Origin of the sequence: Epilithonimonas sp. JDS (assembly GCF_021261315.1) — a bacterium.
Lineage (GTDB): Bacteria > Bacteroidota > Bacteroidia > Flavobacteriales > Weeksellaceae > Epilithonimonas.
Window position 1 is genome coordinate 1 of the sequence record NZ_JAJSAX010000003.1, and the last position, 12243, is coordinate 12243.

At 41.0% G+C, this 12243-nt stretch carries 13 protein-coding genes; all 13 read left to right on the plus strand.

What is annotated here, in order from left to right; all coding sequences use genetic code 11:
* Nucleotides 1-437 (plus strand): tail fiber domain-containing protein (locus LUD75_RS10575; protein WP_232705646.1); only part of this gene is annotated, 437 nt, incomplete at its 5' end.
* A 201-nt stretch (nt 438-638) separates the two neighbouring features.
* Nucleotides 639-2492 (plus strand): tail fiber domain-containing protein, encoded by a 1854-nt coding sequence (locus tag LUD75_RS10580; protein WP_232705647.1) that lies wholly within the window; start codon nt 639-641, stop codon nt 2490-2492.
* 175 nt (nt 2493-2667) lie between these two features.
* Entirely contained in the window at nt 2668-3369 is a 702-nt protein-coding gene (locus tag LUD75_RS10585) for a hypothetical protein (RefSeq protein WP_232705648.1), read from the plus strand.
* Between the two features lie 66 nt (nt 3370-3435).
* Nucleotides 3436-4173: a hypothetical protein gene (locus tag LUD75_RS10590; protein WP_232705649.1), complete on the plus strand. Its 738-nt coding sequence runs from the start codon at nt 3436-3438 to the stop codon at nt 4171-4173.
* A 374-nt stretch (nt 4174-4547) separates the two neighbouring features.
* Nucleotides 4548-5033, plus strand: a complete 486-nt coding sequence (locus tag LUD75_RS10595; protein ID WP_232705650.1) for a hypothetical protein — start codon at nt 4548-4550, stop codon at nt 5031-5033.
* Between the two features lie 738 nt (nt 5034-5771).
* Nucleotides 5772-6944, plus strand: coding sequence for an acyltransferase (locus LUD75_RS10600; RefSeq protein WP_232705651.1), 1173 nt, complete (start codon nt 5772-5774; stop codon nt 6942-6944).
* 47 nt (nt 6945-6991) lie between these two features.
* Nucleotides 6992-7528 (plus strand): OmpH family outer membrane protein, encoded by a 537-nt coding sequence (locus tag LUD75_RS10605; RefSeq protein ID WP_232705652.1) that lies wholly within the window; start codon nt 6992-6994, stop codon nt 7526-7528.
* Between the two features lie 306 nt (nt 7529-7834).
* Complete coding sequence (locus LUD75_RS10610; protein ID WP_232705653.1) at nt 7835-8569, plus strand: DNA-binding domain-containing protein; 735 nt, start codon at nt 7835-7837, stop codon at nt 8567-8569.
* A 136-nt stretch (nt 8570-8705) separates the two neighbouring features.
* The gene (locus tag LUD75_RS10615) at nt 8706-8927 is read left to right on the plus strand and encodes a hypothetical protein (protein WP_232705654.1); all 222 of its coding nucleotides are present in this window, start codon (nt 8706-8708) and stop codon (nt 8925-8927) included.
* A gap of 38 nt (nt 8928-8965) precedes the next feature.
* A complete protein-coding gene (locus LUD75_RS10620; RefSeq protein WP_317207317.1) occupies nt 8966-9406 on the plus strand; it encodes a transposase in 441 nt (146 codons plus the stop codon).
* 26 nt (nt 9407-9432) lie between these two features.
* Entirely contained in the window at nt 9433-9609 is a 177-nt protein-coding gene (locus LUD75_RS10625) for a hypothetical protein (RefSeq protein WP_232705655.1), read from the plus strand.
* Nucleotides 9610-10097: 488 nt separating this feature from the next.
* Entirely contained in the window at nt 10098-10421 is a 324-nt protein-coding gene (locus LUD75_RS10630) for a helix-turn-helix domain-containing protein (RefSeq protein WP_232705656.1), read from the plus strand.
* A gap of 5 nt (nt 10422-10426) precedes the next feature.
* Entirely contained in the window at nt 10427-11848 is a 1422-nt protein-coding gene (locus LUD75_RS10635; protein WP_232705657.1) for a T9SS type A sorting domain-containing protein, read from the plus strand.
* The last annotated feature ends 395 nt before the right edge of the window (nt 11849-12243 follow it).

Here is a 12243-nt window from a genome sequence, read left to right on the forward strand (position 1 = left end):
GCTTTTCTACCTCTGGAAGTTCAACTGTTGGAGGAAATTTAACTATTAGCAATGTTAGCTATGCGGCAGCACATATAAATACTTCAGATAGACGTCTTAAATCATCTATAAAAAAGATGGATTATGGTCTTACTTCAGTGTTAGGTCTAGAGCCTGTCCAATATGATGTATCAATCAATCGAGAAATAAAAAATGGTAAAGCTGTAGATTCTAATACAAAACATAGTATTGGTTTTATAGCACAAGATTTATATAAAGTTATTCCAGAGGCAACCTACATACCCAAGAATGAAGAAAATGAAGCATGGGGAATTGATTATGGTCTACTTGTGCCAGTACTTACGAAAGCAATTCAGGAGCAGCAATCACAAATTAATTTGTTGAAAAAAGAGGTTCAAGAATTAAAGTCATACAATAATAAAATTAGAAACAAATAAGCATCTTGAACTGCATAATATTTATCAGATAAAAGTATATCAGTTTGGTGTATAAAATTCTTCATCTCTTAAATATCTAAACCACTAATTTCTTCCTAATACAAGAGCAAGCTCACTTATAGTAGAGTATTAAATCATATTCTGAATCATTGAGTATGTCTAGTACAAATTTAAAATCTTAAAATATATTTAAATATACATATGATAAAAAAAGTTTTAGTAGCTGTAACTATTTTTCTGCTTGGCAATGTGAGTGGACAGGTGCGAATAGTAAATAATGCTATAAATTTATCAACAACAAACAGTCCAGCATTTTTAGATGCCTCGTCAAATACTACTGTTAATTTATCCAATAATATAGGAAAGGGTCTTATATTTCCTAGAGTAGATTTATCAACACTTACTTCATTTCCATCTGTTATTGTTGGTATACCCAATTCTTTTCCAACACGTTTTGATGGGATGATTGTTTATAATACAGCAAATTCTGGTACGGCTGGGGTTGGTGCTACATTAGGTACATTAACATCAGGATTTTGGTATTATGATAATAAATCTTCAACAAATACTGGTGGAATTTGGAAATCCCTTACGTCATCAATATCCTCAGGAGATAATTTAGGTAATCACTCTGCTACTCAAAATATTGGGCTGAATTTGTACGAATTGCGTTTGAAAGACGTCAATGACAATGAAAACAGTTTAGTTTATAATACTTTAGTAAATGGTCCTAGACTTATTGGAGGCAAAGGAGGATATCTTGGAACAGCCAATGGTAATAACGCTTTGCAATGGGATAGTTACGGTAAAGTAACCATCCCTACAAATAATGGCAGGTTACGATTTTCTAGTCCTTCAAATAATAGAAACATTACGTTCTATGAAGATGCAGATAATGAACAACAATTCTATGGTTTTGGTATAAATGCGAGTGCATTACGATATCAGATATCAAGTTTATCTGGAGCGCACATTTTCTACGCTGCTACTTCAGCAACTTCCAGTGATGAACTTTTTAGAATTAACGGATACGGTAATGTAACAAGTAGGGGGTACATACAATCAGGTATTGGCTCAATTGGATTCATAAGATTAATTCAAGGCGATACTAATCATACTGGTCATTTGGGTATTTATAAAGTTGACGGTACACGTTTAGGTTATATAGGATATAATAATTCTAACTTAACGTATGTAACGGAAAATGGAGCTGATCACGTTTTTTCAGGTGGAGATTTGTATACGGATAATGAGGTATATTCAGGGATTGGTAAATGGTTTAGAATTCGAGGCGCAAATACTGGAGTTCGATGGGAAGATTACGATAGCGGATTTTATATGAATGAGAATTCTACAATTAAAATTTATAATAATAAAGCCTTATTTACAACTGGTAATGGAAGTTTTGGTGATGTGAGGGCAGGTGCACCGGGTATTGGATATGCTAGATTATCACCGGGAGGTATCTCTAATTCAGGACATTTACAGATTTTAAAATCAAATGGATCAAGAATAGGATATATAGGATATGATAACACCAATATGTACTATGCTGCGGAGGGTGGAGCTGTGCATTTATTTAATACCACAATTGTAGCTCCTCGTATTCAAGGACCATCTGACCGTCGTTTCAAGAAAAACATAGAACTTATTGATCAACCAACGGTAAGACTTCAGCAACTTAATGGTTACACTTATTCATGGAAAGACAAAAAAGAATTCCCGGATCAGACATTAGGACAAGGCAAAGACATCGGTGTAATAGCCCAAGAGGTTGAGAAAGTATTACCAGATGCAGTTATCACTAATAAAGAAGGGTACAAATCTGTCAATTATAATGCACTCATTCCATTGCTAATAGAAGCACTCAAAGAATCAAACGAAAGGATACGTGTTCTGGAAGCCCGGATGGATGTGTCGGCTGCACCACAAGCCGTAAATATTCCAGCAAAATCCTCCGGCAATCTCTCAAACAAACAGGCCGTTGTGCCACCTGCTGAAGCAAACAAAATGCACAAAGGCTTGTATGATGGACCTTCACCCGAGAAGAAATAGAACTAATGATACACATTTAAACTTTTAACCAATTACTATAATAACTGAGTGGTTGATCAATAGATTCTTTGGCAGTCGATGCAGGAAGTGTTTTTTGAGAAAATAGCATAATAAACAGTTTTTAGATACTAGCTACAGAGCAGTTTATACTAAAGAAAATAGTAAGAGAACCAAGATGGCAAAGCAAAATAAAATTACAGCATTAATGATTTTCTCTTGTGTGATAGTTTTTGCACAGAGTAATACCGCTGTGGAAAGTGGCAGCATCGGCAAGTGCTTCGTGTGGGACTATCCGTACACCATCTACAATAATTCCGGTGCCTCCCAGACTGTTGGAGATGGCATTACGGTGACGGTAGATGAGAATCGGAACATAGGATCTGTCAACCTTAGCGGAACGGGAGCGCTGGATCTTAGCGGAGCCAACGGCATTACCATGAGCGGATCCGGAACTGAAATCACCTGCCGGTGGGATCTGGAAAGCAGAGGAAGCCATACGCTGGTCAATAGCTCCACGCCTTTGGTTTTGGGAACTGTATTTACGACACCTCAGGCCGGCAATTATATGTGGATACGTAAAAATTCAGAGTGGTCTGCAACTGTATCGGGTGCTTACCTCCTTGGGGAGATCACGGTGAAAAGCGTGAAGGGGCGACAGCTGCAAACCTTTGAGCAGGATCAGCCGGGGCGTTGCGGCACTGCTCCCGGGGGATCTGGGAGTATTCCGCCGAAGTGGAACAATATCTATTTTGGCAGCATGGCCGCGGGTGATTCTATCTTCTATGTTGCCAATGTGGCAAGCAGCACAGATCCCGCTTGCAATGACACCACACTGTCATTTACTGCAGGAGGTGCATATATGCTGTATGATAACTGACAGGATAAACAGTTGCAAAATATTTAAGGTATAAGTAAAAGCATCAGCACTAATTATATATAGAATATGTTAGAAAAGACCATATTTTTCTGGAGCTTGTTTCTTGGCGGCATCATCCTTTCTGCTGCCCAGGTAAATACTGCCACAACAAATGGCAGCATCGGCAAGTGTGAAGTTTGGGATTTCCCCTATACGCTTTACAACAATGCTGGCGCCTCCCAGACCGTGAATGACGGCATAACGGTAACCGTAGACCAGAACCGCAACATTGGTGCTGTCAACCTCAGCGGTACAGGTGGAATGGATTTTAGTGGAGCTAGTGGCATTACGATGAGCGGATCCGGTACTGAAATCAACTGCCGGTGGGACATCCCGGAATTCGGACATCAGGTGGTGGTGAACAACAACGATATCGCGACCCTCAATTCGTCTGGCAATCCGTTCGTCAGCTATGATTCAGGAACTTTCTTTACCGCGCCCTATCCGGGATCCTACCGCTGGAGAATGGTCAGCGGATGGTCTGCCTATATGATTGGTGCTTACCATAGCGGAGGTTTTGGGGTTCGGAAGCAAGGCAGCGATACCTATGATCCTATTTATTTTAAGAACACATACGGAAGCTGTGGACTCGCAGGAGGAACCTATGTCGTCACCACCTGGACGTATCCCGTCGGCCCGCTGAGCTTAGGGGCAGGACAGGGCCTCTCCTACGCTGCCTCCACCGTGTATGTAGCAGGATCTTCCTGTAACAATTCGCTATTGGATTTTGTGATAGGAGCCGCTGCAATAGTATATGAAAACTAACCGGATACGCCCGACGTTCACGCCTTTACGGTTTTTGAACATTGCCGGGTGAAACAGTTACAAAGACCCCGCAGTAGGCGGCACAATCAATACCATAAAAAATATACAAGCTGCCGGCCAACGCAACACCGGTACCAAACTCAAAAAACATGAAAAAAAATATTCTTTTCTTCTTAATAAGCATCACCCTCTGCGCATACGGCCAGGCCAATACCGCGTTCTACAGCGGCAGCATCGGCAAGTGTGAAGTTTGGGATTTCCCCTATACGCTTTACAATAATGCCGGCGCCTCCCAGACCGTGAATGACGGCATAACGGTAACCGTAGACCAGAACCGCAACATCGGTGCTGTCAACCTCAGCGGTACAGGTGGAATGGATTTTAATGGAGCCAACGGCATTACGATGAGCGGAAGCGGTGGAGAGATCAATTGCCGATGGGACATCAACCGCAGCGACAGCCATACAATGACTAACAATGACAACAATCCAGATCCTCTGACCTATTTTCAGAACTGGGGAACATTTTTTACAGCACCCTATGCAGGGAGCTACGTCTGGATTCGGAGATCGGGATGGTCTGCCAGCGTATCAGGCGGTGTAAAGAATGCCGGCATCCGGGTTATTAAGAACAACAATAAAAGTACCTCGTACAGTATATTTTTCCAGAATGAAAGTGGTACGTGTGCGGCATCCGGAGCCATAGAGCCTGCGGGGTGGGAAGATTACACGGCATTTGCCATGAATCCTGGTGATACATTCCAATACGGCAGCTCCACAAGATTTTCTACAGGATCATCTTGCAGTCCCACCACGCTCAATGCGACGGTTGGAAATGCGGTACTGCTGTACGACAATTAAAGAAATAATATAAAACTATATCATCAGTGTTTTTTTTAAGTTGCGAAGGCACACGTTCTCACCAGTGAGGTGTGCCGGGCAACTTTTGATTGTGACACTAGACGTTAAGCATCGAAGATATAGATTGATATTCGGGATAAAATGGAATTTTAAGTTGAGATAGAAGGAATAATTGATAAGAAGAGACCATTTATGTTTTTAGTTGCCTGGACACATGTCCCTTTTTGGAGAAGGTGTGTCCGGCAATTTTTAAAATGATTATGGAAATTGATAGCATAATGGCCATACATCAAACAAATGGTTAATCTCTTTTTCTTATCCCTCTTCTACTATTGAAATAAATACAAATGATCAATGTATCTGTGCAACAGCTGATTGTTAAAAAATTATAATTGTTAAATGATCTTAATTGCACAAATGATGGATCAGACAGTATCATGTTGCAGGGCCCAGTGCCCTGTAATTGATACGAAAGTTTATAATAATGGTTAAGTAAAATAGATTCTGAACGCACAAATGATGGATCAATCAGGAAGTATCAATTCAGCAGGGCTTACAGCCCTGCGGCTGATACTCAAATTTGAAAAAATATGATAAACATAGATTCTGAACGCACAAATGATGAATCACCGGTCTGATCCTGCAGGGCACCTGCTCTGCCGGTAAGCCGGAAAATTTTAAAGTTAGTTAATAAAGAGAGATTCTGAAAACCACAAATGATGAATCAAAAAGGTAGCAATGCGCAGGGCAAACGCCCTGCCGCGCTACCGATTAAAGATTAAAACACAAAAACACACAATGACTGCTCAAGAAAAAATATTACCGCTCCTCCAGCGGGTCACCTCGTCCGGCAAGAAGCTGCTCTACATAGACGGCTTACGGTTCTTTGCGGTGATCAGCGTATTTCTTTTTCATTTTATAGATTATTACGATGATCAGCATGTTGGCTTTATCACGAAATACAGGTTTATCCAGGACTATCTGCAGGGAAGCGTGATGGGTGTGATCCTTTTCTTTTCAATCAGCGGCTTCCTGATTGCGATGCCTTTCTACAGCAGTTATGCCGACAGTGGTCAGAAGTTTTCCCTCAGGGATTACTACATCAGAAGGCTGACCAGGCTGGAACCGCCCTACATCATCCACCTGATCCTGCTGTTTGTACTGACGGTCTTCATACTCAAAACAAAAACTTTCAGCTGGGCGTTCCCGCATCTTCTGGCTTCGATTTTCTACAGCCACGAGATCATCTATGGTGAGATGCCGGTGCTCAATACCGTTCTGTGGACATTGGAAATTGAGATCCAATTCTACATTATGGCTCCCTTGCTGGCACTTGTTTTCAGGCTCCCCCGTTTTCCGAGGCGTATCGCATTACTCACCTTGATAAGCATTTTTATGTTCTGGAAGCCTGTGCTATTTGATTTCCCATCAGTATTGAATTACATACATTACTTCCTTACAGGCTTTTTGGCGTTGGATGTCTGTATGCAGTTTAGAGACAGGGCCGGCAAATATATTTTATTCGACGTGGCGTGTTTCTCATCACTAGCGTTGCTTTGGTTCAGTGCCATAGAGTTTGTGACAGGCGCACTGCTCTTTGTACTGCTGGTGTGCAGTCCGCGGACCAAATATTTTATAAAAATACTGGAGCATAAAATTGTTTACACGATCGGAGGCATGTGCTACTCCATTTATATGCTCCATCAGAAGGTGATATACATGGTTCATGCAGTCTTTCTGCGTCACACGCTGATCGGCAATAGCTACCTGACAGATTTTTTTGTGAGATTGTTCTACACCCTGATATTTACCTTGCTGGTAAGCGCCGTATTCTTCATCTTGGTAGAGCGGCCTACGATGAAAAAGCTCTGGTGGCGGTACAGATCCTTACGAAAGCTTGTGGCCGCCTGATATTATATTTTTACCTACACCTAAAATATTAAAAATCAAAATATAAAATGAGACATCTGAAATCACTTATGACCTCAGCACTGCTTTGCAGCGCACTGCTATGCACCGCTCAGAATATGGGCTACCTCTCCCGCACCAAAATACTGGAGCAGATGAAGGGCTACACCGGCCAGGCTAAAGCTTTAGACAGTACCAAAATTGCTTACCAGAAAGAGATAGAAGGCACAAAGAGGGCAATTGATGAAAAACTGAGCAGCCTCAGTGTTGTGTACAAGCCGTTGCCCGGTGAAGACCTTCCTACGCTGAAGCAGCGGATGAACAAGGTGGATCAAGAGAGGCTGAAGCTGCTGGAAGACGAAAACAAAATGCTGGAAAACCGCATAGCCGGATACAATAGTATACTGGAGCAGAAGTACAAAACCGATGTTGCCACCTACATAGAAAAACTGAATGCAGCCATAGAAGCATACGCCAAAAAGAACAGGCTGGATGTGGTGTGGGATACGGATACGCTGGGCAGCGCAGCTGCCTGGCTGAACAAAGCAAAGGACATTACTGCGGGTATAACCGACCTCCTGAAGTAATCCGGCACCAGACAATAAGTTAATATCTCAGCAGATGATCTACAAAACAAATAACACAAAGATGTTTCGTGAGGCATTTTACGAAAGCCTCATCGGAAAGAGCAAACAGGATATTGTGGGCATACTGGATATGCCGCGCTCACCCTATGAGTCCGATGAATGGATCTTCATTGTCGGAAAGAACTTTTTTGGGATTAACAGACGCCTGTACCTTTTTTTCACAGATGACCAGGTGTATGATTTCTTTTCCTCTACTTGGGCATAACCTGCAAATTTATAATTACTGATACCAAAAAAACTAAAAAGATGGCAAACATACTTCACAAAATCAAGGCATACCTCTACGACAACGTCCTTACAAAAGATAACCCCAATGATTACATCGCACGCACCGTAAGCGAGCGCTCGCTGAATGTGAAAGAAATCTGTGAAGCGGCAGTCAGCCGGGGCGGCGCAGATGTAGCCGCACAGACTATGGAACATGCCACAGAACTCTTTCTGAAAGAAATGGCCTACCAGTTGTGCGACGGATACTCCGTGAACACCGGCTATTTCACAGCAAGTACCAATATCCGGGGCGTGTTCGGCAGTCCCAGTGAGACATTTGACCCTGCCAAGCACAATATCCTCTTCCAGTTCAACCAGGGAGAAAAGCTAAGGGCGGAGATTGACAACATAGAGGTGAATATCCTGGGCGTGGCGGATGCTTCGGCAGTGATACTCCAGGTGAGGGATGTGAGAACAGATTCTGTGAATGACCTGCTGACCCCGGGCAAAAACCTGAAAATACTTGGCAGCAAAATAAAGGTGTGGGGCGACAGCAGATCAAACGGCGTCTTCCTGGTTGATAATACGACTCAGGATCGGATCCAGGTGGATGAGAGTGATATGGTGAACAACAATCCATCGGAACTTATCATAGTGATTCCAGAACTGCCTGCCGGCACCTACAAATTGGAAATCGTGACACAGTACGCCGGAAGCTCCCAGCTGAAAGATCCGAGGATCATCTCCTTTGACAAACTGCTAACCGTGAAATAGAAGGAATGTGCAGCGCCTAGCATCAGTCGTAATAAGTATTTAGGAAGAGCATTGCTTCGCATTAAGCAACGGATACACTTGCCGCTGCGCAATGTTGCAAACAATCTGAAGGCGATTCAAAAATAGAAAACAGGCGATGAGACATCAGTATAAAAAACAAAAGTATGAAGAGCTGACCGGGAAATCCCGTGAGGAGGTGAAGAGCGAGCTGGGTGAAGGATTTAACTTTTATCATAATGAGATATGGACTTACAACCTGAGAAAGGACTGGCTGGGAAGATGGATATATCTTCACCTACATTTTAAAGATAATAAGGTGGAGAGCTTCCACATTGGCAGAAGAAGTATTAAAAAATAATTGTTTGATAAGTGTCCCACGTCTCAAAAAAAAATACTATGCTGGATTTGAAGTATATACATATTGGATCTCTCATCGAAATGAGATATAAGGAAATGAAAATCTCTACACAGCGAACCTGTAGATTTTTGAAATGCAAGAAGGTGGATATAGAAGCGATGTTTGTTTCCCAAAGCCTGGATGCCGAAGTGCTCTTGAGGTGGAGCAAGCTTTTGGAATATGACTTCTTTAGGCTCTACTCCCAGCATCTTATTCTGTATTCACCTAAGGCTGGACGCAATTTCCAGAGCTACCAGCCGGAGCAGAAAAGCGCTCTTCCACAGTACAGGAAAAATATGTACACCAGAGAAATTATAGATTTTGTACTGGAGCAGATTGACACAGGAAAAAAGACAAAGGCACAGATAACAGAAGTTTACGGAATACCAAAAACAACACTATACAAATGGATAGCAAAATACTCCCCTCCGCAGGAATAGAATCATTAGCCGGCTTTTGTGATAAGGTGAGAGAACTGCTGGCGTCGAACCAGCTGCCGGAAGAAAAAGCAGTGGAAATAAAAATGCGGCTTTCGGAGGATCTTCAGGATTACCATTATTACCAGTCACTCATAGATCTTGTACACTCCGTTACAACGACTCCGGGAGAGACCGGCAAAATACAAAATGAATTGTTTTACTGAGTTAACATTTAAAAATACGCAGCAATGTCTATAGATAATAAAGCAGCAGCGACCAGATATATTTACTTGATAATATGTGCAGTATTAGTGACCTTGTATGGTCTTCTGACCTGCATTCTTTTCCGAATTACTCATTTGGCATTGTACATTTCCATCTTATTACTCTTAGCGCTTCTCACTTATAAGCTTGTAACGATAAAATATTTCAAGCTGGAGCTTTCAGAGGACTTAATTTCTATAAAGTACAATCACCCACTGATCAAAAGGTACAGGTCTGCGAACCTGGAGTTGCCCTGGTATAAAATCAGCTTTTGCCAGCTGGAAAAGCATTCGGTATTTAATTATATCCGTATCGGTGTTTATGGCAGATATAAGAATAAAGTGTTTATCTACAACTTGGGCATCCTGGCTTCTGAAAGCATAGATCTGATAAACGAAGGCATTTTGAAAGCAAAAGAAAACCAGAACAATCATAAACAAATTTTGAGATGAGTCATAAAGGTCCTGATTACATACGCATCTACACCGATTTAATCAATACAAAACACCCGGATAAAATAGAGTCTTGCAGATCTTTGCTCTCTAAAAAATACCTCTCTGTATTGGATATTATAAAGCTTAACAGCAAGATCTCCGGAAAAAAAAGTAAGGATTCGGAACTGTTCAATCAGCAGCATAAATCATATAATAAATCAGACATTTTTGAAATTCTGGACTATCAGAAAAAATATGGTTTGAACAACAGCCAGCTGGCTATGCATTTCAATCTCAGTCGCAACACTGTTGCGAAATGGAAAAAATTATTTATTTAATATTTATGAAGAAAACAATCTTATTCACAAGCATCTCTACAGTGAATATCCTCACGGCACAGATTATTTCTAAAGATCAAACATTCGGTACTAATGGCAAATTCACCATCACAAATTCAGTAAATTCAGTAAATGATGTTTACGGTTCAGAAATGATTCAGAATCAGGATGGGAATATATATTTCACTTCTTTGATGGGAGATAGTACAACAGGATATACAAAAACTGTACTTTCAAAGATAAGCAGCTCTGGCGTTGTAGATACCAGTTTTGGGGTAAATGGGAAGGCTGTTGTCGATTCTTATTTAAATCCAAACAGTAATTTACAGAGGCAGCCGGACGGCAAACTCCTGATAATGGGATTCCATCGGGGTACAGGAGGCGACCTGAAAACGTATGCAGATATTATCCGGTTTCTGCCAGACGGCCAATTGGATCCGACATTCGGAATTGGCGGTACTGCATCATTTGGGAATGTATCTTCTGATATTGATAAACGGTACTATGGGCTACTCCAAATGGGTGATAAAATTATTTTTTATGGAGAAGCACTTAGTGACAACAGCTATTTGCAAAAAAGAATAGTGTACAGATTGAACAGCGACGGTACGATAGACACATCATTCGGAACGGGAGGAACGATCACGACTCAGGGGCGGTTTATCTTTCTGGACAACTTTTCCAATATTGTGAGTTTTACAAGTGACACTCCTTCTAACGGTACAATCGAAAAATATAACAGAAATGGAGAGCCCATGACGACATTTGGCAACAATGGCTCTTTAACTTTGACGTTTGATCCAGGACCGATTGCATCAGCTTTTTTGGATAGCAAGAACCACCTGATATACGCCAATATGGATGGAAAGATGGGAAGAATAAGTCCAGATGGAAATTTGGATACGTCCTTTGTATTTAATTCTGCGATGCTGCCATTCCCAGTATTGATTTTCAGCATCGTCGAAAAAGATGGATATTACTACGTCGGAGGAATGAATCAGACCAATAATGAATATTTTATTTCAAAACTTGAATCAAATGGCAATATGGATTCGGTGTTCGGGTATTATGTAGAAAGTGATCCTGATTTTCATTCCATTGGCTGTCTCATTATTAATGAAGACAACATTGTAGCAAATGGAAACGGATTTATCACTAAATACATCACCAGCAACGACACAAGTTTGTCCGCAGTCAACTCAAAATCAGTAGTCAAGATTGTATTTGAGAATCCCGTAGAAGATTATTTAATCTACAGCACCAATCACGCCTTGAGTTATATCGATATTTACTCTGTAGACGGAAAATTAGTCAAAACTTTGATTAACGGTAAAAATCACGTCTCTACCCTACCCAAAGGAATTTATTATATAAAAGCGACAACTGAAAATGGCATTACCGTCACAAAAAAACTGATCAAAAAATAACAATGTTTTAGTTATTACCCTTATCGAAAGGGGATTATGTAAGATAAAACCAGATAGTCTGGTTTGACACAGGGATTCATCGTTTTCTTTACTTTCACGTGTTTATATGTACTGAAAACGATCCTGTGTCTATTTATTTAATTGAAAATATGTACAGATAAATTGACATTACTTCAAAATAATTGGTATCAGCTTATGAGTAAAGATTTAGTAAGATAAACCAGAGATTCTGGTCTGGCACAGGGCATCTATCGTTGGCTTTGTTTTTTCATTTGTGTTTTTATTAGCATTGAAAACGGCCCTGTGTCTTTTTAATAACAAAAATTATCGTTCTGCATCTTTATGCAGCATCAGAAAAAAAGGGGTATACCCGACACAGGGACACATTTCCATGA

Coding starts and splice junctions, on each gene's coding strand:
- LUD75_RS10605 (WP_232705652.1), top strand. CDS start 6,992: ATGAGACATCTGAAATCACTTATGACCTCAGCACTGCTTTGCAGCGCA.
- LUD75_RS10580 (WP_232705647.1), top strand. CDS start 639: ATGATAAAAAAAGTTTTAGTAGCTGTAACTATTTTTCTGCTTGGCAAT.
- LUD75_RS10615 (WP_232705654.1), top strand. CDS start 8,706: ATGAGACATCAGTATAAAAAACAAAAGTATGAAGAGCTGACCGGGAAA.
- LUD75_RS10590 (WP_232705649.1), top strand. CDS start 3,436: ATGTTAGAAAAGACCATATTTTTCTGGAGCTTGTTTCTTGGCGGCATC.
- LUD75_RS10595 (WP_232705650.1), top strand. CDS start 4,548: ATGGATTTTAATGGAGCCAACGGCATTACGATGAGCGGAAGCGGTGGA.
- LUD75_RS10610 (WP_232705653.1), top strand. CDS start 7,835: ATGGCAAACATACTTCACAAAATCAAGGCATACCTCTACGACAACGTC.
- LUD75_RS10635 (WP_232705657.1), top strand. CDS start 10,427: ATGAAGAAAACAATCTTATTCACAAGCATCTCTACAGTGAATATCCTC.
- LUD75_RS10600 (WP_232705651.1), top strand. CDS start 5,772: ATGCGCAGGGCAAACGCCCTGCCGCGCTACCGATTAAAGATTAAAACA.
- LUD75_RS10620 (WP_317207317.1), top strand. CDS start 8,966: ATGCTGGATTTGAAGTATATACATATTGGATCTCTCATCGAAATGAGA.
- LUD75_RS10630 (WP_232705656.1), top strand. CDS start 10,098: ATGAGTCATAAAGGTCCTGATTACATACGCATCTACACCGATTTAATC.
- LUD75_RS10585 (WP_232705648.1), top strand. CDS start 2,668: ATGGCAAAGCAAAATAAAATTACAGCATTAATGATTTTCTCTTGTGTG.